The sequence below is a fragment of the Paraburkholderia sp. SIMBA_030 genome (assembly GCF_046535245.1).
In the GTDB taxonomy this organism is placed as follows: Bacteria; Pseudomonadota; Gammaproteobacteria; order Burkholderiales; family Burkholderiaceae; genus Paraburkholderia.
The window spans coordinates 296,168-316,328 of sequence record NZ_JAWRXB010000010.1; the positions used below are offsets into that span (position 1 = coordinate 296,168).

The 20,161-nt window shown below is 60.2% G+C and carries 22 protein-coding genes and 2 pseudogenes; 9 read left to right on the plus strand and 15 right to left on the minus strand.

Going from position 1 to position 20,161, the window contains the following annotated elements:
- Positions 1 to 8: 8 nt before the first annotated feature.
- Together SB772_RS19420 and SB772_RS19425 are read right to left on the minus strand one after the other, a co-directional pair.
- A complete protein-coding gene (locus SB772_RS19420) occupies positions 9 to 1,307 on the minus strand; it encodes an ATP citrate lyase citrate-binding domain-containing protein (RefSeq protein WP_410834829.1) in 1,299 nt (432 codons plus the stop codon).
- A 1,070-nt stretch (positions 1,308 to 2,377) separates the two neighbouring features.
- The gene (locus tag SB772_RS19425; protein ID WP_410834830.1) at positions 2,378 to 3,562 is read right to left on the minus strand and encodes an NAD-dependent epimerase/dehydratase family protein; all 1,185 of its coding nucleotides are present in this window, start codon (positions 3,560 to 3,562) and stop codon (positions 2,378 to 2,380) included.
- A gap of 324 nt (positions 3,563 to 3,886) precedes the next feature.
- On the opposite strand from SB772_RS19425, the gene SB772_RS19430 reads away from it, so the two are divergent.
- The 5 genes from SB772_RS19430 (at position 3,887) to SB772_RS19450 (ending at position 6,649) form a co-directional block, all read left to right on the plus strand.
- Positions 3,887 to 4,669, plus strand: a complete 783-nt coding sequence (locus SB772_RS19430) for a DeoR/GlpR family DNA-binding transcription regulator (RefSeq protein WP_410834831.1) — start codon at positions 3,887 to 3,889, stop codon at positions 4,667 to 4,669.
- Positions 4,670 to 4,701: 32 nt separating this feature from the next.
- Positions 4,702 to 5,850, plus strand: coding sequence for an MFS transporter (locus tag SB772_RS19435; RefSeq protein WP_410834861.1), 1,149 nt, complete (start codon positions 4,702 to 4,704; stop codon positions 5,848 to 5,850).
- Positions 5,847 to 6,074, plus strand: a complete 228-nt coding sequence (locus SB772_RS19440) for a hypothetical protein (protein WP_410834832.1) — start codon at positions 5,847 to 5,849, stop codon at positions 6,072 to 6,074. The genes SB772_RS19435 and SB772_RS19440 overlap by 4 nt, the downstream gene beginning before the upstream one ends.
- 84 nt (positions 6,075 to 6,158) lie before the next feature.
- Positions 6,159 to 6,449 carry a hypothetical protein gene (locus SB772_RS19445; protein WP_410834833.1) on the plus strand — a complete coding sequence of 97 codons (291 nt, stop codon included), beginning with the start codon at positions 6,159 to 6,161 and terminating at the stop codon, positions 6,447 to 6,449.
- A gap of 2 nt (positions 6,450 to 6,451) precedes the next feature.
- Positions 6,452 to 6,649, plus strand: coding sequence for a hypothetical protein (locus SB772_RS19450; RefSeq protein WP_410834834.1), 198 nt, complete (start codon positions 6,452 to 6,454; stop codon positions 6,647 to 6,649).
- A gap of 452 nt (positions 6,650 to 7,101) precedes the next feature.
- Here the strand turns inward: SB772_RS19450 and SB772_RS19455 are convergent, their stop codons facing one another.
- The 6 genes from SB772_RS19455 to SB772_RS19480 form a co-directional block, all read right to left on the minus strand.
- Positions 7,102 to 7,818 carry an RNA polymerase sigma factor gene (locus SB772_RS19455; RefSeq protein ID WP_410834835.1) on the minus strand — a complete coding sequence of 239 codons (717 nt, stop codon included), beginning with the start codon at positions 7,816 to 7,818 and terminating at the stop codon, positions 7,102 to 7,104.
- Between the two features lie 39 nt (positions 7,819 to 7,857).
- A complete protein-coding gene (locus SB772_RS19460) occupies positions 7,858 to 8,175 on the minus strand; it encodes a cupredoxin family copper-binding protein (protein WP_410834836.1) in 318 nt (105 codons plus the stop codon).
- A gap of 52 nt (positions 8,176 to 8,227) precedes the next feature.
- The gene (locus tag SB772_RS19465) at positions 8,228 to 8,773 is read right to left on the minus strand and encodes a DUF4142 domain-containing protein (protein WP_410834837.1); all 546 of its coding nucleotides are present in this window, start codon (positions 8,771 to 8,773) and stop codon (positions 8,228 to 8,230) included.
- Positions 8,774 to 9,098: 325 nt separating this feature from the next.
- Positions 9,099 to 10,889: a chloride channel protein gene (locus SB772_RS19470; RefSeq protein WP_410834838.1), complete on the minus strand. Its 1,791-nt coding sequence runs from the start codon at positions 10,887 to 10,889 to the stop codon at positions 9,099 to 9,101.
- Between the two features lie 6 nt (positions 10,890 to 10,895).
- Complete coding sequence (locus tag SB772_RS19475) at positions 10,896 to 11,309, minus strand: MarR family winged helix-turn-helix transcriptional regulator (protein ID WP_410834839.1); 414 nt, start codon at positions 11,307 to 11,309, stop codon at positions 10,896 to 10,898.
- Positions 11,310 to 11,398: 89 nt separating this feature from the next.
- The gene (locus SB772_RS19480; protein ID WP_410834840.1) at positions 11,399 to 12,562 is read right to left on the minus strand and encodes an HPP family protein; all 1,164 of its coding nucleotides are present in this window, start codon (positions 12,560 to 12,562) and stop codon (positions 11,399 to 11,401) included.
- A gap of 525 nt (positions 12,563 to 13,087) precedes the next feature.
- On the opposite strand from SB772_RS19480, the gene SB772_RS19485 reads away from it, so the two are divergent.
- Positions 13,088 to 13,405: a DUF1840 domain-containing protein gene (locus SB772_RS19485; RefSeq protein WP_410834841.1), complete on the plus strand. Its 318-nt coding sequence runs from the start codon at positions 13,088 to 13,090 to the stop codon at positions 13,403 to 13,405.
- Here the strand turns inward: SB772_RS19485 and SB772_RS19490 are convergent.
- Positions 13,306 to 13,554, minus strand: a complete 249-nt coding sequence (locus SB772_RS19490; RefSeq protein WP_410834842.1) for a DUF4148 domain-containing protein — start codon at positions 13,552 to 13,554, stop codon at positions 13,306 to 13,308. The two genes, SB772_RS19485 and SB772_RS19490, sit on opposite strands and share 100 nt — an antisense overlap.
- Before the next feature lie 128 nt (positions 13,555 to 13,682).
- Here SB772_RS19490 and SB772_RS19495 point away from each other — a divergent pair, with 128 nt between their 5' ends.
- Positions 13,683 to 13,937, plus strand: coding sequence for a hypothetical protein (locus SB772_RS19495; protein WP_410834843.1), 255 nt, complete (start codon positions 13,683 to 13,685; stop codon positions 13,935 to 13,937).
- Here SB772_RS19495 and SB772_RS19500 read toward each other — a convergent pair.
- From SB772_RS19500 to SB772_RS19525, 6 genes and pseudogenes are all read right to left on the minus strand, one after another.
- Positions 13,934 to 14,233 carry a hypothetical protein gene (locus SB772_RS19500; protein ID WP_410834844.1) on the minus strand — a complete coding sequence of 100 codons (300 nt, stop codon included), beginning with the start codon at positions 14,231 to 14,233 and terminating at the stop codon, positions 13,934 to 13,936. The genes SB772_RS19495 and SB772_RS19500 overlap by 4 nt on opposite strands.
- Before the next feature lie 658 nt (positions 14,234 to 14,891).
- Positions 14,892 to 15,347 carry a DUF3788 domain-containing protein gene (locus SB772_RS19505; protein ID WP_410834862.1) on the minus strand — a complete coding sequence of 152 codons (456 nt, stop codon included), beginning with the start codon at positions 15,345 to 15,347 and terminating at the stop codon, positions 14,892 to 14,894.
- 410 nt (positions 15,348 to 15,757) lie between these two features.
- Entirely contained in the window at positions 15,758 to 16,264 is a 507-nt protein-coding gene (locus tag SB772_RS19510; protein WP_410834845.1) for a YkgB family protein, read from the minus strand.
- A gap of 209 nt (positions 16,265 to 16,473) precedes the next feature.
- Positions 16,474 to 16,923: a GNAT family N-acetyltransferase gene (locus SB772_RS19515; RefSeq protein ID WP_410834863.1), complete on the minus strand. Its 450-nt coding sequence runs from the start codon at positions 16,921 to 16,923 to the stop codon at positions 16,474 to 16,476.
- A pseudogene (locus SB772_RS19520) lies at positions 16,868 to 17,275 on the minus strand (nitroreductase family protein); the annotation flags it as partial. The gene SB772_RS19515 and the pseudogene SB772_RS19520, both read right to left, overlap by 56 nt.
- 46 nt (positions 17,276 to 17,321) lie before the next feature.
- On the minus strand, positions 17,322 to 17,738 hold the full coding sequence (locus SB772_RS19525) for a cupin domain-containing protein (RefSeq protein ID WP_410834846.1): 417 nt from the start codon (positions 17,736 to 17,738) through the stop codon (positions 17,322 to 17,324).
- A gap of 117 nt (positions 17,739 to 17,855) precedes the next feature.
- On the opposite strand from SB772_RS19525, the pseudogene SB772_RS19530 reads away from it, so the two are divergent.
- Both SB772_RS19530 and SB772_RS19535 read left to right on the plus strand, forming a co-directional pair.
- A pseudogene (locus SB772_RS19530) lies at positions 17,856 to 18,933 on the plus strand (PLP-dependent aminotransferase family protein).
- Between the two features lie 249 nt (positions 18,934 to 19,182).
- Positions 19,183 to 20,161, plus strand: a 979-nt coding sequence (locus SB772_RS19535; RefSeq protein ID WP_410834847.1) for an IS110 family transposase, incomplete at its 3' end; no start/stop codon positions are given.

The window sequence follows — 20,161 nt, forward strand, 5'->3', positions numbered from 1 at the left end:
TGCTCTCCTCAGGCTTGCGCCGTTTCGGTTTCCGTCGCCGGTGCGCCGATCCGTGCTGCGATGTCGGCCCGGCCACCGGCGCGCATCCAGGCGTCCGCCTGACGCGCGTACTGGATCACCTCGCTGATGTCGGAGTCGAATCCGAAGAGCCGATAGGGCAGACCGAGCGAGTCGCATGTGTCTCTCAGCGCGGCCATCCCACGCACGAGGTTCGGGCCTCCCCGGCCCAGCACCACGTAAAGCGGTGTCGGTCCATGCTCGCTGAAGTGTTCGCGAAGGGCATCGGCCATCGCTCGCAGCGTCTCGAAGATGTCGGTGTTGTTCGACTTGCCGCCGATGATGAAAAGCACATTCGACTGCTTGAGCCAGTGTTTGAAGCAGATACGGGCCACTTCCTTCATCTTCGCGTACGGGGGATTGCCGCCGAAATCCGACGAGATGATCGCGGCGTCGCCGAGCATTTCGGTGACGAGCGAGTTGGCGCCGCCGCCGAACGTCGGCGCGAGAATCGTGCCTTTCTCGTTGATCACATACACATCGCTCTGGCCCTGGTGCGTGCGTAACTGATTGATCTCCTGTTCGAAGTCGGAGTAGTCCGCCGCGAACAGGTGTTGCGGCAGCCCGAGGCGCGTCCATCGCGGATCGTCGCGATCGAAACCGCACTTGAAGTCGCAGGCGACCGGTGTGAGGCGCCCCTTCTTGTCCTCGCGCATGCGGATCGGATTCAACTCCAGTGTCGTCATGCCGAAATCGTGAAAGAGTTCCCAAAGCTTCGGCAACTGCTGGACGAGCGGCGAGATGATCTCCTTGGGCGCACCAATCTCGCTCAGCGCGTTCGCCACGACGAACGCCTTCAGGCCCGTCAACGCGTCGAAGGGCACCATCGCCACATGCCTCGGGTCGACCTCCTCGATGTCCATGCCGCCCTTATGCGAGAGCGTCATCGTCGGCGCACGAAAACGGGTAGAGTCGGTGATCGAGAAATAGACCTCATGCTGGGCCGGAACGCCGGCTTCGAACGTCACGCCATTCGACTTTGCTTTCAGGTGGCCGACGGAATGCTCGGCGAAGTACAACCGCTCTTTTTCGATCAATGCCGTCTTGAGATCGGTCGCGCGGCCGAGTAAACCAGCCTTCCCCTTCTTTCCGACTCCGCCCTTGAAGACGGGCTTGATGAATATCTGGCGATGACGGTCGATCAAGGTCTTGATCTCCTCCTCGCTGGCGCTCGGGCCGAGGATTTCACTCGCCGGGAAGCCGACGAATTGCAACAGGCGCGCGCCGTGCAACATACCGGTGATCTGCATGAAGTTGTCTCCTGAAGGGCATTGCGATAGAAAAGAAACGGGTGTTCGCATTGGTCGTTGGGCGAAAGCGTCAGGCATGACAAGCGACCGCTACGCCGTTGGCGTTCGGATACCGCGGTCTGATGCGTGTTGAGTTGGCGGGTGCTCGAACCGGCTGGGGCGCGAGAATATGTGGGCCCGGGCGATCGTTAGCCGCTCCGGGTGCGTCTTGCGTTGTACATAGCCTCGTCTCCGATGCGTTTTACTTTCGTTCCAATCTCGCTGGAATCTTGATTAGAGATACTCACGCAAATGGAGCTAGACGATAAGTGCATTCTTTCGAAGCATTGATGTCCAGCCGTTATCAATGCTCTGGATGAAACGTGGCATCACCGCCACATTCCTCTCCGCTGCCGGGGCAGACGGGTCAGCGGTCCAATCTGTGAAGTGACTTCATCTGATGGTCCGCTGTGGGCGAATGAAGGGCCATTCGACATTTGCCAAAGACCGCCCGTTCAGGGTCGGGAGTGTGAGTTCACCGATGCAGGAAAATGCGGTCAGCCTGCTTGACGCGGTCACCGTCGGCAATCTGCCACATTGCTGATGTAGAACCCCGCCCATCCCAATGACGGCATTGGCCGAAAAGGGGGCGGCCGGAGATCCAGCAGGCGCCGCTTGTGGTCAGGACTACGACACTGGCCCTAATATGACCGGATGCGCTCACACAACTAAATCTGTTACCAGTTTTCAACTAATTTTGTGACTGCCCGAGCGCATTGCCATCCGGTGCACCGTGACATGGCCGCGACGCGTGAGCAGGTCGTCTACCTTGCACATGGCGACCATTCTGCGGCGCGCCACCGGTCATGAATTACAACTTTCTGCCTTTATCGGTTCTTATCCGGCGAAGTAAATGCGGATTCGTTTGTCGTTTTGCGTTCTGCCGGGTCCGGCTATCTCGTGAGGTCCGTCCGCACGTTGCGACGGCCACTCATCGCCACACTGCACCTCTCAGTGGTCTACGTACGATTCAGTGTGGCATCAAGCCCCTCGCCTTCAGCGCCGCCGCCATCGCAGCGGTACCAGGCATGTCAATGAACGCGTAGCGCTCGGTTGGCTGGATTGCCTTCAGCGCCAACCAGCCCTTCCTGCCTCATCCAGGCCAGGGTGTCGGCAAGCAGCGTGTCCAAGGGCGTTTCAATGTAGTCCAGCTCGCGCTTGGCCTTGGACGAATCCACGCGCAAGGCCCAGCAGGTGAGCATCGCGCTCTCAGGGGTCACGTCGGGTTCCTTGCCGGTGACCCGCGACCATGCGTCGGCCAGGCGAGCGAATGTCATCAACGCCCAGGCAGGCGTGGCGCCGCGAGGCGTGCGCTTGCCCAGTACAGCGCCCACGCGGTGTACGAAGTCGACAAAGCTGGCGTGCTCGCCCCCGACCACGTAAGCTTGGCCAAACCGCTGCCTCTGCCACGCACGCACCTGGGCGCTGGCGATTTCTCGCACATCGGCAAATGAGCCGATGCCCGGCGGAATGCCCGGCAGCTTCTCGCGGTCCACCAAGATGATGAGGCGCGCCCAGTTGTGATGGTCGCCCGGACCCAGGATGTGTGAGGGATTGAACACAATCCAGGGCACGCTGGAGCGCCGCACGGCTTGTTCGCCCAGATACTTGGTGCGCTCATAGTTGATCCAACTCTCAGCCCCACGCTGCGGCACCGACTCATCGAGCGTGGCGTGCGCAAGGTGCGAGTAGGCCGAAACCGACGACGTGTGGACAAAGGCCTGCACACCCGCCGACTCTGCCGCTTGCAGCAGGTTTTCGGTGCCTTGAAGGTTGGTGGCCGTCTGCGCCGCCGCTTGCGGCCTCCACATGCTAGTGTCGGCTGCCGCATGGAACACGGCCTCGCAACCGGCCTGTGCTGCCTTCAACGATTCCACATCCGCCAGTTCCGCGCGAACCGGAACACCGCCCAGTTCGGCGATGAGCGCGTCGGACTCGGAACGACGCGACAGCGCCCTCACCTCGCAGCCCGCCGCGCACAACTCGCGCAGCAAATGGCCGCCAAGAAATCCGCTTGCGCCGGTCAGAAACACTGTGGCCATATCCTCGCCCCTATAGGACTTTCTTGCGACCGTCATGCGCTGGCACTGGTCGTTCTCCCGCGCCATATGACGGTTCGAGGCCAGCGCGATGGCATCGATCTTGGAAGGATATGCGCAATTGGCTACTGCATAACTTCGATGTCGTGCCAACTTCGATGTCGTGCCGCTGCCCATCTCCGTGTTTTGTCACATCATGAACAGAACTAAGCGGATCGCGACTGTCCGCACGCGACCCGTTGCCGCCGGTCGTGCGCTTGAGCCTCGATGGGCAGCTAAGGGGAGCGTCCGGTCATGTCCGGTCATTATTCGGATCGAAATCGCAGTTTTGCCGGATGGAAATCTCCGGTTAAAGCCGGGTTCTTCGATCGAAGCCCAAGGTGACGTGTCCGCGAGGCCCAAGGCTCGCATATGCGTGCCGAGTGGATGCAGACAGGCATCGACCCCGACGTGCACGTTTATGCACGTTTACATTCTTGTTTGTGCACGTTACCATAGTGCATGAACGACGACATTCCTCTCTCCCGGCGCGATGAGATCGCTAATCGGCTTGCACAGGGCCAGCCAGTCGTGGCAGCTGCGCTCGCCGCCGAATTCAACATCTCCGAAGACGCCATCCGCCGCGACCTCCGGGCTCTGGCGGCCGGGGGGCGCTGCCGGAGGGTCTATGGTGGGGCGCTGCCGATCACACCCGCCTCCGCGCCGATGGCGAGCCGCATTGATACAGCCTTCGAGCAAAAATCGGCATTGGCTCGTGCGGCCGTGCCGCTGATCCAGCGAGGGGAACTTTTGTTTCTCGATAGCGGCAGCACCAATTTCGCGCTCGTTGAGCTGTTGCCCGAAGAGGCCGACATCACCGTCGCGACCAATTCAGTCGATATCGCCGCCGCGGTGCTGCGCCGATCCGATATTCGTCTGCTCGTCATCGGCGGTGCGGTTGATCCAGCGGTCGGCGGATGCGTCGATGCGAGCGCCGTGCAGAACGTTGTGCAAATGAATATCGATCGGTGCTTCATTGGGTCCTGCGCGATCTCGCCGAAGAGCGGCATCAGCGCGTTCGACCTCGCCGACGCGATTTTCAAACGCGCCGTCATGGCGTCCAGCGAGCACAGCGTGGTGCTGGCACTCACTGAGAAGTTCAACACTCGCGCCCCATACAAGGTGGCGGCCATCAACGAGATCGAATGTGTAGTCGTCGAATATGATCTGCCGCGCGTACAGCGTGAGGCCTTGTCGAAAGCCGGCGCGTCGGTTGTGCCGGCGCAGGAGCCAGCCAATCCATGAGCACCCGATCAACTCTCTTCACGTCGCAAGCAATGGCTCCAGATCTGCCTGCGGCCCGACTTGCCACCCGCCTTGCGTTCCTTGTGGCGGGATTTGGTGTGGCGTGCTGGGCACCGCTCGTGCCTTTCGCCAAGCAGCGGCTTGGCGTCGATGAGGGCGTGCTCGGACTCCTGCTGCTGTGCATCGGCTTCGGTTCAGTCATTGCAATGGTGGTCACGGGGGCGCTCAGTGCGCGATACGGGGCCAAGCCGATCATCGTTGCGGGTGGCTCGGGGCTGGCCGTCGTTCTGCCCTTGCTGACCATCGTTAGTACGCCGCTCACGCTTGGTATTGCGTTGCTCGCGTTTGGTGCGTTCCTCGGCTCACTCGATGTCGCGATGAACACTCATGCGATCGATGTCGAGCGCGCGCAAGGCCGGCCGTTGATGTCGGGCTTTCATGCGCTTTTCAGCGTCGGCGGATTCGTTGGCGCAACGGTCATGACCTTCCTGCTTTCGTTGCACATCGGGGCGCTCGCAAGCGCATTGCCATGCACCGTTCTGATGCTCGTCGCCATCGCGATGGCGCGCTCCCGTCTGATTGTGTCGACGCACGCGAGCAATGGGCCGCTGTTTGCCTGGCCGCGCGGCATTGTGCTCCTGCTTGCCGTGCTCGCCGCTATCACCTTTCTGGTCGAAGGTGCGCTGCTCGACTGGAGTGCCTTGCTCATCACCGGTACAGGACTGGTTTCTGCCGCGCATGGAGGACTCGGCTACATCTTCTTCTCGATCGCCATGACCGCCGGCCGGTTCGGCGGCGACGCTCTGACCGCGCGCATCGGCGACCGCGCGACGATGTTCTGGGGAGGACTGCTCGCAACGGTCGGTTTCGTGGTGCTGCTGACTGTACCGACCGCCGCACTCGCGATGGGTGGATTTGTGCTGATCGGTCTCGGCGCATCGAATGTCGTGCCGGTGTTGTTCCGGCGCGCTGGGTCGCAGCGCGCAATGCCTTCAACGCTCGCGGTTGCAGCGATCACGACGACGGGTTACGCCGGGCATCTCGCCGGACCGGCGGGCGTGGGCTTTATTGCCAAGGCAGTAGGTTTGCCGATTGCCTTCTGGGTATTGGCCGCGCTGCTCTGTCTCGTTCCGGCATGCGCGCATCTGGTAACGCGGCGAGCCCAACAGGACCGCTCATGAACTTCGCCCACGTTGCCTTGTGGACGCGCGATCTCGACGAGGCCGCCTTGTTCTGGCGTCGATATTTCGACGCCTATGTTGGGGTGACCTGTCATAAGTTCGATCATGGCCCGGTCGCCCGGCAATGTAACGAAGCACGAGACGAATCCGGGCCGGCGTTTGCTCTGATAGACCCCCTCCAGACGTTGGACCCGGCACCGGCTCAACGGCGGCTTTTAGGGTAAAGCGACGTTCGAATGCCCGAACGGGAGCATGGTCGAAGGGGCTGTAGATGGCCCGGTGCCTGCCTTTGGCGACAGCGATCCGTCGTGGTTGACGTCGCCGAAGGCATATTGGTCGAAAAACCGTCGCGAACCGTTGCCGATAGTCGTCGCGGCTGCCGTGCAGAAAACGTCATCTCGCACTTACTGGAGCGTGAATTCGCCATCAAACTCCACTTTCAGCTTGAGCCCATTTTTAAGAACTTGCGTATGCTGAGGTTGAAGACTTCTTCATTCATTGACATCTCCCATTTTCCGATGAAGGAGAGATTCCCGACAGTGAAGTTAAGCCCAGCCGGCGGGCATCCACATGCTATCGAGAGCAACTGCCCCCGGTGACGATGGCGACGATCTACCGGTTCAGCACCGATTCGCCATTACGCAGCACGGCGGGAGATCTTGAGCGGATAGCGCTCTATGCCGGCGAATCGGCAGCGCTCGTCGATCAGCTCTCCAGTGCCGTCGAGGTCATCGAGCGGCTGTTGAATGAGGCAATTGATGCCTCATCGCGAATCGCGCCGCTATGCGTGCACGTCTGATGTGTTTCGTGAACCATTCGCCAGATGATCAACGTGCCCGATCCTGATCCGTTCACGTCGAACGGGGCCGGTTGCACGGCGATGTCTATCTGCCAGGGCCGGTCTCTTCGACGCAGCTCAGCACGAGTCGACTGCCCGGCCCTGCTTCAGCGCTGAGCGTGGCGGTGTGGGATTCGGTATCGGTGCACAGCCATTCGACACGAAAGTCCTTGTGGCAGCCTTTGAATGGCGCGCCGGTGAGTGCCTTGCGCAGGATGTACGCGCAGGTCTGCAGTCCGTCGCACTGACGCGCGAGGTCATGAGTCGCGTCGCGCCGTGGCGTTCCGCAGTTCGTGCCATAGGTACCCGATATGATCCTGATCGTCCGCGTTTCCGCGCTCGAGCTTGCCGCCACGGCGAGAATGCCCGCTATCGCGCAGACACAGCGACAGGCGCCGACGAGGAGAGGCGATTTATATCGCCGGTGCGCTACTGCCCTGGTCATGCTCGCCGGCTACCCGCGATAGGACGTTGGCGACCACCCGGTCGCAGTGGGCGCCGCCGAATTCGAATACGTCACGCTCGGCGAGATCGATATCGTGCGCCAATGATTCGCGTAGCAGGCTCTTTGCGCGGAAATGCCGGCTGCGCACCGTCGCTTCCGGGATGTCGAGACATCGGGCCGTCTCCTCGACGCTCAATTCCTCGACCGAACGCAGCACAAACACAACGCGAAAGACTTCCGGCAGTTCATCCAGCTTGCGCTCGAGCAAGGCTCGCAACTCGGCGCGCGCTACCGCCTTGTCTGGGGAATCGGAATCTTGCGCGGTCATGGCATCGATATCGACATGAGTGTTCGCGTCCACCATGGGAATCACGTTCTGACGGCGTGCTTCCCGGCGTAGGCGTCCATAGCATTCGTTGAGTACCAGGCGGGACAGCCAGGTGAAGAGCGTGGCGTCGCCGCGAAACCGTGCGATCGATCTGTAGGCTGACAGATACGCCGCCTGTAGCGCGTCTTCTGCTTCCGTTCCGTCACGCAACGTGGCGCGCGCCAGACGATACAGCCGCCGATTGTGTTGACGCATCAGCCATTCGAACGCCGATCGATCTCCCGCGACGATGCGACGGACTGTTTCGCGTTCGTCGTCCGCGGCAAACGTTGAATGTGCTTCAGCGATGTCCGTCATGACTGCCTCGCCAGGTCACCCTCACTCATCTCCCATCCCTCATTGCACGATCAGTGTGCCACGCATTGTGGTGTGGAGGGTGCACAGATACGGGTAACTACCGGTCTGGCGCGCCACGTAAGTCCACGAGGCATTCGGCGAGATTTCGTGTGAATCGAACGCTTTCGACACTGCAGTCGCCGTATGGGGAAACAGGTCCTTGTTGACCCACACCACTTGATCCCCGCGATGCACCGCGAGCGTCGGCGGATTGAAGCGCATCTGTTCGACGACGATCACGTACGTTTTGGCCGCGGCCTCGGAAACGCCGACCAGCGGCGTCGCCATGATCGCAACGAAAGCGCAGGCAAGGACCAAGACGCCGGTACGTAGCGTGCCCCGGCACTGTCCGGCTACGCAAAGTGTCCGGTCACGCACCGCTCTTGCCCAGCTCTGCCTGCAGATGCTTCGCGTGTTCGAGATGATCGACAAAGGCCGGACGCACCTTGACGAGAAGCGCTTTCAGTTCGGCGTTCTGCGCACTCGGAATCAATGTCTTGTCCAGCGCGTCGAGAACGCTCTCGTGATACGTCACCTCGTGGTCGATATATGCCCGGTCGAACTGCGCGCCCTTGAGTGTTTTCAGATTGGCGAGGTTCGCATCGCCGCCTTGTTTGAGACTCTGGCTCGTTGGATTGTCTTCCGGAGTGACACCCAGCTTGTGCACAAGGTCGGTAGCAGCCTTGTTGACGCCGCTGTGATCCGTGACCATGCGTTGCGCGAATGCTTTGACGTCCTTCGACTTCGTTTTCGATTCCGCGAGCTTGCCCGCGTCGATATCCACCTGATTGGCGGTCACGACGATAGCGGCGATCTGGGGATCAGTGGGACCGGCGCTCTGTGCCCAGCCCGGGAGGCTGGTCAATGTGAGTGCGCTGGCGAGTGCGCCAAACAGTGCCGCGCTGATTATGTTCATGTCGCGTCTCCTGAGCAATGATGGCAAGTCCGAGTCGGTCCGCACGCGATCCGCAGCCGATTCGATCCTGAATACGGTATTGGATGTCACGTGTGCGAACCGCGTTCCCGGTTCCGTTCCCGGGCACGGCCTGCGATGCGCGGTTCTTTGACACGGTTGCGGAACAGCCATAAGGAGCGCGACATGGCTTCGCAACGTGGCGACGATATCGTCCAGGGAATGGGTGCTGAATCAGCGGGAAAGGCTGGAGAGGCAGGAGGAGTGTGCCCCCGAAGGGGCGCGGAAGAAGCGCGTATCTGTTTCTGGCCGCCGACCGGTCGCTGACTTAAGGAACCGGGGGGAAGTGCCGCTTGCCGGGCTGAACCCGCAAGCGCCGGAAGCGTTCTTTCTTGTGCTCTTCGTCGAAGTGGGCAAGCGACGGCTTGACCAGATCGCTGCGCGAGACAATGCCGACCAGTTGCAACGTTTCGGCGTCCGCGACCACGGGCAACCGTTCGAGACCGTGCACCGCCAGCCGCGTTGCGACGAGCCGGCAGGTTTCACTGGGCAATGCGAAAGCGGGGGAGCGGTGACGCAACACGTCGGAGAGACGCGAGTCGAGCGCATGCGCTGCGCCGTCATCGCGAATTTTTTCCAGTACCGCGCGATGGACGACACCCGCCAGCACGCCCTGGCGCACGACCGGATAGGCGCGATGCGTTTGCGTCGTGCCGAAGTACGTTGCTAGCGCTTCGCCCACGGATATATCGCCGTCGATTGTCTCGACCGTACGCGACATCACCTCGTCGACGTGGTGGCGCTCAAGCGGATCGACGCCATATTCCCGGTAGATGTGGTAACCACGCCGGGCAATTTTCTCGGTCATGATGGAGCGCTTCATGACGACCGTTGCAAACCCGTGCGCGACGAGCGTCGCGGCGAGCAGCGGCAGCAATGCGTTGCTGTCGTGCGTGAGGCCGAATGCGAACACGATTGCAGTCAACGGCGCCCCCAGCGTGGCGCCAAGCGTGGCCGCCATGCAGACGAGCGGCCACAGGGCAGGGTCGCCGCCCGGCAGCACGTGGCCGAACACGACACCGAGCCCCGCGCCCAGCATGAGCAACGGCGCGAGGACGCCGCCTGAGGTGCCCGAGCCCAGCGCCACGACCCAGATCACCGCCTTCACAACCAGGATCGCCAGCGCGATTTGAATCGCAATGTGCTGGTGCAACAGGTCGCCAATCACGTCGTAGCCGACACCCAGTGCGCGAGGTTCGATGAGGCCGCCGATGCCGACGACGAGGCCGCCGATGGCGGGCCACCACATCCAGTGGATGGGCAGCTTGCCGAACAGGTCTTCGGTCTTATAGAGCGCGGCCGACAGACCCGATGCGAGCGCGCCCGACATCAGCCCCGCAATGACGCAGGACACCAGCGACAGCGCACCAGGAGGCGCGGTTTCAAGCGGAAACAGCGGCCCTGTGCCGAAGAATGCCGCGCGCGCGAACCCCGCGACTGCGCAGGCAAGCGCGACCGGCAGAAAACTGCGCGGACGCCATTCGAACAGCAGCAGTTCGACCGCCAGTAATACGGCAGCCACCGGCGTGCCAAAAACGGCGGTCATACCCGCCGCCGCGCCGGCAACCAGCAGCGTCTTGCGTTCCGCGGCAGTGACCTTCACGCATTGCGCGATCAGCGACCCTAGTGCGCCGCCTGTCATGATGATCGGGCCTTCCGCGCCGAACGGCCCGCCACTGCCGATCACGATGCCGGACGACAGCGGCTTGAGAATCGCCACGTTCGGCGACATGCGGCTCTTGCCGAACAGAATGGCTTCGATTGCTTCGGGAATGCCATGCCCACGGATCTTTTCCGAACCGTAACGGGCCATGAAACCGACGATGAGACCGCCGATCACAGGGACGATCACCACCCAGATACCCAACGTGTTGAGGGCCGGTGAGCGGTCCGCAAACGAAAATTGCTGGAAGAAAAACAGATTGGTGAACAGATGAATCAGGCTCAGCAGCACGAACGCAGCAAGCGTGCTGAGGGCGCCGATCCCCGCAGCGAGTGCGGAAATGCCGGGAAGCCGCGCGTTGGTGGAAAAATCGCGCTTATGGGTATCGAGACTCATGGTGACTCAAAAATCAATCTGGGGGACGTTAAAGGCGCCTTCGAGCGACTTCAGTTCGGCGCGGTGCATCTCGGCGAGACGGGCAAGCACCTGCTCGCCCGCTTTCAACAAATGAACCTCGACCTGGCGGCGGTCCGTCTCGCTGACCTTTCTGCGGACCAGATCGAGCGCCTCACAGCGGGACACGAGCGCGACCGCGCCGTGATGCTGCGCCTGGAGCCGTTCCGCAAGCTCACCGACGGTTGCCCAGTCGCGCTCCGGATAACCCTTGATATGCAGGAGCAGCAGATACTGCAACGGTGTAATGCCTTCGCCCTGGGCGGCCTGCTCAGAAAAACGCTCGAAGCGCCGCATCTGGTAGCGAAACTCGGACAGCTGCTCGAAGTCCGTCTTGGTCAAGCCGCGAGCGAGTGTTTTCATCGGAGTGCCGTGGAGAAATAGGTAAAGCGCGAATTATATCGTGTCGTGATATTTATGCATGTGTTCATGCGCAAGTGTCTGTAATAGTGCTATGCCGTGTGTCGCTGCCTGGCGTAAGCCTGACGATACAGTCCCGCGATGAGGTCGGCCTGCGTGATCATCCCGGCGAGCCGCTGATTCGAGTCCAGAACCGGGATGTGGTGGTGCCCGTAGTTCGCGAACACCGGCACCAGTTCGACGATTGGCGTCGTCGCATCGACCGTGCGAACGTCGACGTTCATCAGCGCACCGACAAGCGGCGCCGGGGTGATGCTGCGCCGGAACCAGCGTTGCATGGGGGACGACAAACCGGTCCCTTTGCTGAATGCCCGTTTGTCGACAAGGTCGGCGCGGGTCACGATGCCGATTACGTGCTGCCTCTCGTCAGTGACCGGGAGTGCCTTGATATGGCGCTGTTTCAGCAGACTCCATGCGGCCGACGCTCTCGTGTTTGCCGACACGGCGACCAGCGAACGCGACATGATGTCCGCGCAGGTCAGTTCATTGAACGTGCGGGCGTAGGCCTGTAACTGAACATCGCGCAGCAGGGATTCCAGATCGTCCGTGTCGATATCGAGCAATTCCCCGCGGCGGTTCAGCACCGCCTCGAGGTCCGCGCGCGTGAAACCTTCGTTCGACGCCACAGCCGATGCGGCCGCGCCTTTGCCCGAACGCTGCGCGACGTGCGGGTATCGATGCCCGGTCGCAGCGTGATAGACGATGGCCGCGCAGAGCAGCATCACCGACTGGATCGCAATCGGTTCGGCCACAAAGCGGTAGCCCAACGCGTGCACGGCCGGACCGCCAAGGACCGCGGTCAGGGCGACCGCGCCGGACGGGGGGTGAACACACCGCAGCGCAAACATCGCACAGATCGCCAGCGAGACGGCCAAGGCGGCGGCACCCACTGGATCGGCGATCCAGCCTGCGCAGGCAACGCCGACCGTCGCGGAGACGATATTGCCGCCGATGATGGACCACGGTTGCGCAAGCGGACTGGCGGGAACCGCGAACAGCAGCACGGCTGACGCGCCCATTGGCGCCACGAGGAGTGGAATGTTTGCTGCCGGCCCGAGAAGGACGTGCATTGTCCCGCCGGTGAACGCAATCCCAAGCAATGCGCCGAGACAGGATCTCAGACGTTCCGGCCAGCTGACGGCAATGGGGTGAGGGGCAAAGCTGGAAAACCAGCGAATAAGAGCGTAGCGGGACAAGATTCGAATAGGAAAGTAAGGGGGCGGTATCACATGGGACGAGGCCACACCTTCCGGCGAAATCCTCGCGAAACGAAAGAACGTGTCGCCATGATTATATTTCATTGTGATATAAAAGTGCGTTCCGGGTCGCCGACACCCAGCAGCACCGGCTGGCCACGGGTTAAGCCTGGTCCTGCGCATGGTCCAGATTGGTCCTACTGATGGTATTCGCAGCTTGAATAGATCACGCTGTGATATAAAATGAAGACAGGCTTTCTCGTGACTGGTTCTTGAACAGGAGTAGTCCGGATGAAACTACAGGGATGATTTGCCGGATGGCGCGCGCCCATGGGGATGCCGCGCTTCTCCGATGTGCAAAGCCGGTCATCGTGGAGGCCCCGGCCGTCGTCACAGGATGACGATCACCGGTTCCCCCGGTCGTGTTGCGTCACAACGCAAAAGACGCGTTGCATGAGTCCTCGGGGCAAGCCCGAATGGCTTTCCGGTGCGATGGTGCAATACAGATCGAAGCAAGGAGCCATCATGCTGATCACGTTTCAATCGCCCGCTACGCCCGATGTCGTGATGCTCAGGGATCTCGCCCAGTATCTGCTGGGTCTTGTGGGCAAGCGGCTCGATACGCATGGGGTTATCCTCCACGACGAGCTGCCTCGTGCGATCAGCCGTCTCGAAGCGGCGATTTCGGACGACGAAAAAACGGAGACTGCCCTCGAATCACTGCAGTATTCCCGCGAACGCCGTCAGGAATCCGGCAGTGGACTTTCGCAGAGGGCCTGGCCATTTCTCGACATGATGCGTGAGGCCAGCAAACAGAACGCCGACATTATCCGGGGGCTGTAGACGCCGCCCTTAAATCCGGCGGCTTCAAGTTGGCTGAGTTCGGCGCGCACCTGCGCACGTGTGACAGGTGCGGTCGATTGCTGAGCAAAGGACAGAACCGGAACGACCAGAACGGAGGCAGCGATTAGCATGTTGATCAGGGATTTCATGGGAAGTCACCAGGAGGGCACGCCGCTAGGGATCGTATCGACGCCGCTCGAGGCGCCGTGTTCTCCGGCAGCTCTGCCCAATAGTCCGTGACACCGGGCAAATGCCGATACTCGAGTGCACCACGCGCATGAAGCAATTCGGCCGCGGGATGATCGATGAATCTCTGGCATCGGGTGCAGTCGTTCATGTCTATAACACGGACGCGTCCAACTTCGCGAGCCGCTTTGCGAAGCTCTTACGTGACCTTATCCGCCAGTCGAAAGTAGGAACGGCGAAGCCGGGATATACGCCGACTGTAGAGCAGTGCTGTCGAGACTGGTCAATCGAGGGCACAACGAATCAGATCATCGTCGAAGGCGGTACGGATTTTTGGACGTACTAGACATCATGTATGGACCTGCCGCACCTCAAGGTACGCGGATTAAGCTTGACGTAGGTTACACCGCGGCTCGCGCCATCCAGCGCCTCGACGCCCATGGTCTCGGCGAATTCCGGCAAGTGGCGTCGATAGGCGGCCCGGCGCATCTCGACGGCCTTGTCGAGGTCTGCCAGGTTACTTACCACCCTTATCGTAAACGGCAACCTTTCCGTTTTCTTTACGGCGCTCTGATTAAAGCGTTCTCCGAGCGACGTATAGTCCGTATTTTGCGTCAAATTAACTGAATCGATGCGGTCCATTTCAACCCCCGTAGGTGAATGAGAAAAAGTGTGTCTCTTTCGAAGCAGCGGAGCCGCTCCTAACGCGACAAACTAGATTCTCATGAACGCAAACGCGGTGATATGCATAGCCGGGAAAACTCGGAGAGCCGGGTTTGAGAAGAGAGTCTTGGGAATCCGAAAAAAATTAGCGTCAGAGATCCCGAGTCGCTTTTCTGACTGTGGCGGCGAGCGCAAAGGTGCGTTTGGGGGAAGACTGGATCGCTACTCGGCGGACGCCAGGCGCAAACGCGAAATTTGTGACTTGGCGCGCGCCGGTAACTGCAGCAGGCGCCGAACTTCCGGGTTCGGCTGACCACACTCCGGCTGGGACGATCGCAAAAATGACCGTGGTCCTTTGGAAGCGGTTCTTGGGATGAACCCGGGCCGAACAGCAGAAGCGGGTCGTCCCCCGCTGGTCGCGTCAGTCAGAGATCGGCCAACTTCTGTCATTCGCGAGGACGGCGTGGACGGCGGCTTTCCGAGGCACAACGGACATTTGCTCATCGCCGTGCAGGCCTGTAAAGGGGCGCGAGACTAACGAAGTTCGCCCCTAAGCACACCGCAATGTCTGTTCACCGTAACGTCCGTGTGATCGAGCCCGAGGCGTGTGTCGCGCGTTTTAGGACTTCCGCGACATTCAACCACATGAAAGTGTAGGGCGCTTCATACGCATAAGCCCCGTCACCTCATGCCGATCATCCGCGGATGAGATCGGAACAGTCAGCCATTTCCCGTCAGGGTATGCTCGGGCTTCATCGTAGAGCTTGACCAACTGTGGGCTCCAGAAATAACGCCGCGCCTCAAACTTCTCTCGTTCAGCTCGCCCCAAGACCACCAGAACCGAAAACAGCCTGTATGCCGGCAACAGGGTGCAGAAGGCCTTGGTCTTCTTGTAGCGCAGTGACCAACCGCGTTTCTTGCCACCATATAGCCAATCTGGCGCGAAAACACCGGGATAGGATGCCTCGATCCAGCTCCGCAGTTCGACCCAATGCTCAAACGCCTCCGGCCCCATCCAGTCTCGGATCGTGCGCTCGTCGGGCTGTGAAGATTTGTCGGCGATTCTGTCGCCGATCTGGGTGGACTGTTTCACGTTGCTTTCCTCTTCGTCTTCGTGGGTGGAATGCTTCTCGTGGTGCCATGCTCTTCTTACCGACGATCTTTCATAAGCCTCTCGCAGGCAATCTAAATACTTTGCAAAATTTCCCATATCCTCTGCAAGCTGCAATGGCGGTATCGAAAGTTCATCTATCCACGCTTCGGTCGGACCAATCGCTTTAATCGGGAGGCGGCCATGTTGCGACGCCATCAATTCAAGTAAGCGACACCGAAACCGATCTTGTCGAATTCAGGCGACTGTAAAAATCGCCTGCGGATACCCATAATCGTCTTTCGCCGGCACGCCGTCATAGGCAGCTTCTTTGCCATTCGCTGCGCTCATGTGGGTCATATCTCATCTCCTGTTGAATAAGGCCGGTCCGGATGTCTGGCCTTCTGTTCAGGTCACGACTTCTGAGCGTTAGGCCACGAGGCCTGGATGGACGCCAGAAGGAGAGAAAGCGATGCAGCCAGTAGAACGACATCCTTAAGAAGGAACTGGCCAGGCATAGCTGAAATCGCCGGAAACCCACCCGCCGTCGCTTCTGCCACCCCCGGGGTGCTCAGGAAGAAGGTGAGCGTGATCAGATAGGTCGCAGCCGACATCGCTGCTCCCAATGCGGAAAAAATGGGCTGGAAGGCTCCGATAATCAGAGCTGCTGCAGTCGACAGCTCAAGTACACCTATAACGTAACTTGCTCCTTGAACTCCGAATAGGGAGTGCAACCAGATCATGATCGGGCTGTTGATGATGAACGGAGCGATGCCGTTGGCTTCGTAAGCGGTGAATTTCACTGCACCGAACCAAAGAAAGATGACGACCAGCGCCCATCTGAGCAGGGCCAGACTAGAGAGCGATCCTACGCTCTTTTCGGCGATTTGAAGACGGAACTGATTTGCGCGAATACTCATTTTGGGTTTCCAATTCAGGTTGTTCGTCGGGTCATTAGGAGCCTCCACTTTAGGCCTGCCCGATACCGGCTTCGAGACTGCATTTGGTCAATAAAATGCGAAAAAGGATCAAAACAACGAGGGGCTGCTCGACACCAACCACCTATCGTCACTTTGCCAGACCAACGATGTGTCGCAGGAGTCCTGAGGACAGCCCCGCACGTGCATTTTCAGGCGAATAGTTTCCGGTACTGGACGAAACCCGAGCGATTACCGACGCTGTCGTAAAGCCGCATGCCGGTATAGTTGGTTTCGTGTGTCAGCCAGTGCACACGGGCCGCCCCGCGACGTTTCGCATCCGCATAAACATGCTCGATCAACGCGCGGCCGATGCCGCCGCCACGCCCATCGGCCGCAACAAACAGGTCCTGAAGATAGCAATAGTTGCCTGTTGTCCAGGTGGATCGATGATAGATCGAATGCACCAACCCGAAGGCGTGTTCGCCCACCATGGCAAGCGCCGCATGCATCGGCTCAATTGGGTCCAGGAGGCGCGCCCATGTCTCGAGCGTCACGGACTCGGGGACATCCACTTCGTAGAATCGCTGATAGCCTTTCCACAGAGGAAGCGGTGCGGACAGCCTCGTCGCGCCGGCGCTGCGGGTATGCCATGTACAGATCGCGTGCGGGGTTTTCCCATTCCGGTACCATCGCGGCGGGCATGACGCCCGCTTCCACCAGCGGAGCCAGGCGCTCAGGTATGACGCTCGTATCGACCAGCTGGCCGCAGACGATGAAGGTCACCGCCGCATCGGTGATCGCGGGCTGGTTCCAGGCAATCGGACTCAGCCGAGCCTTGGCTTCGGGCGTACGTGCGGCGATGAAGCGCCAGTTCTGCAGGTGGAAGGATGTCGGCGCGGTGGTGCCGATTCGCACGAGCTCGCGGATCTGGTCGTCGCTCAGGGTGGCGGCAGGATCGTAATACTTGGCGGCGCTGCGGCTCAGGATACATTCGATGACTGCATTGGTCATGGTTAATCCTATAGGTGAAGAGATAAGTCGAGGTACGAGTGGCTACTTACCTGACCGGTGTGGTCAGTTCCTTGTCGTTGCTATCAACGACGAATACCGCCAACAGCTTTGCAGGTTCGGTTTTGCTCGCGTTCCGGCTGACGGGATGGCGTGCGCCAGGCGGTTCGGACCAGCTCTCGCCCGCGTTGTAGACGCGTACCTCACCATCGTTCACCTTTGATTCGATTGCGCCTGATACCACGTGCGCGTAAATGAAAGCGGACTTCGCGTGCACGTGAGGTACCGAGGCAGCGCCCGGCGGGTACTGGACCTCTACAGCGACCAGCGATTTGCCCGGCACATTGGGGATCGCCTGTTCAAAATTCGGCTTCACGATTTCGGTGGCCTCGTGTGCCGCAGCGCCAGCGCTGGCGAAAATCGCAACTGTCGCGCAAAACGCAGACAGAATCGGGCGAATGACCATGGCCAAGTATCTCCCCTATTGGGCTTACAGTTGTACCAACTATAGTGCGAATATTCTGTATCATCGATGGTACGAATAGAAGAACCAAGATTCCCCATTTTTGTGTGTACCAAGAACATGGATCCAGACCTGCAGATTCAGCTCGACCGGACAGCAAAGCTGTCCCTGGCAGAACAAATTCGCATGAGCATTAGCAGGGCCATAGAGGCCGGGCTGCTCGTACCTGGCACCCGACTGCCCTCGTGGCAGGACCTGGCCGCGCAGCTCGGCTCTCTCCATCGCTAGAAACGTCCACTGCTACCCGGAGCAGGTCTTTATCACTTCCGGATACAGCTCCGGCTTAGGCCTTGCACTGCGGGTGTTAGGTTTGGAAGGCAAGAAGGTCTGGATGGAAGAACCCGGTTTCATGGTCACCCGGAAAGGGTTGGAGCTCGCCCGTTTGAATATCGTGCCGGTACCGGTGGATGCAGAAGGCCTCAACGTAGGCTATGGCATCGAGAACGCCGCGGACGCCGCGTTAGCTGTCGTGACGCCTGGTCAACAAGCTCCACTGGGCTCGACCCTGTCGTTGAGGCGACGGCTTCAGCTGCTTGAATGGGCGGCATCGAGCCTCGCCTGGATCATCGAAGATGACTACCTCGGCGAGCTACAACTGCAAGGCAGGCCGGCACCTGCCCTGGCGTCTCTGGACGACGGCAAACGGGTCATTCACATTGGTTCCTTCAGCAAGACTATTAGCCCGGGGCTGCGGCTTGGATTTGTCGTGGCGCCAAACGAATTGGCCAACGCATTCTCCGAGGTAGCCGCAACCCTTGCCCCGGCACCATCACCAGTAGTTCAACTCGCCACGGCTGAATTCGTGCGTCATGGTCACTACATCCGGCGCGTGCGTCGGCTCAAGCGTCTATATTCTGCCCAGCGTGACGCACTATGCGAGCAGTTACGAATGCGCGACGCGGAGTGGGTTAATGCCGGTCTGGCAGTACTTCTCCGACTCCCCGACGGCGCGCCCGACGTGCAGATCGTTCGCGAAGCGATGACCATTGGCATGGCACCATCGCCTCTGTCCGCGTGGTTCGCGACTCCGTCCTGGACTTTACCCGGCCTTTTGCTCGGGGTTGCCACGGCGCCTGAGCAGCACCTCGCCACATCCTGTCAGCGACTCTTCGAGATCATTGACCGATATCGCTCATGAGACATGCTGGGGTTTGATGAGCATGGCAAGTTGCGCCCAGGACATCTTCGATCAGGATAACGTGCGTTGCGAGCTGCGCTCGATTCCCGTAGAGCGAAGTAATTTTGTCACTGGCCACCGCCCGCTGCGACAGGGCGTGAGCCTCTGAGTTGATAATCATTGAAAGGCCTCCTGGCCGCCCCAAGGAGGGGGGCGGCCAGGGTCTACAGTTGAGATGCGACGCTCAACCGACCCGTTCAGGAGGCTGAAATGAAGTTTAGCGGAATTGACCTGCACTCGAATAACGCCGTAGTCGCCGTGATCGACGACCAGGATCGGGTGCTGTACTGCAAGCGGCTGACCAACGATCTTTCTCTGATTGTGGCGGCCCTGGCGCCCTGGCGTGCCGAACTGCAGGGAGTGGTGGTGGAATCGACGTTCAACTGGTACTGGCTCGTCGACGGACTGATGGCTGCCGGCTTTGCCGTCCATCTGGCCAACACGGCGGCCATCAAGCAGTACGAGGGCCTGAAGTACGCCGGTGACGAGCGCGACGCCGTCTTCCTCGCCCACGTCTTCCGGCTCGGACTGCTACCTGAAGGCTACATCTATCCGCCGCAGGAGCGCGGGTTGCGTGACCTTTCGCGCAAGCGCATGCAGCTGGTACAGCAACGCACCCTGCACATCCTCAGTATCGAAAGCCTGCTGGCCAGACAGTTGAACCTGCGCATGAACGCCGACCATGTCCAACGTCTCGACAACGCAGCGGTACACGCACTTGCACTGCCGCCGCATGTCGAGCGCTCGCTGATGGCAAACCTGGCGGTATTGCGCACACTGCGTGGGGAGATTGTCTCCCTCGAAGCCATCCTCCATCAGGAAGTGAAATTGCGCGCGGAGTTCGAGATCCTGAAGACCACGCCCGGAATCGGCGACGTGCTTGCTGCCACCATCATGCTCGAGACAGGGACCATAACGCGATTTCCTGGCGTTGGCCATTTCAGCTCCTATTGCCGGTGCGTCGAGAGCAAGCGGATCTCCAACGGGAAGAAAAAGGGCGAAGGCAATGCAAGGAACGGCAACAAGTATCTCGCCTGGGCGTTCATCGAGGCTGCAGCGATCGCGCTCCGAACCTGCCCGCAGGCGCGACGCTTTTATGAACGCAAGAAGGCGAAACGCCTGCCCGTGGTCGCGATGAAGGCACTTGCGCACAAGCTGGCGCGTGCGGCCTACTACATGTTGCGCGACG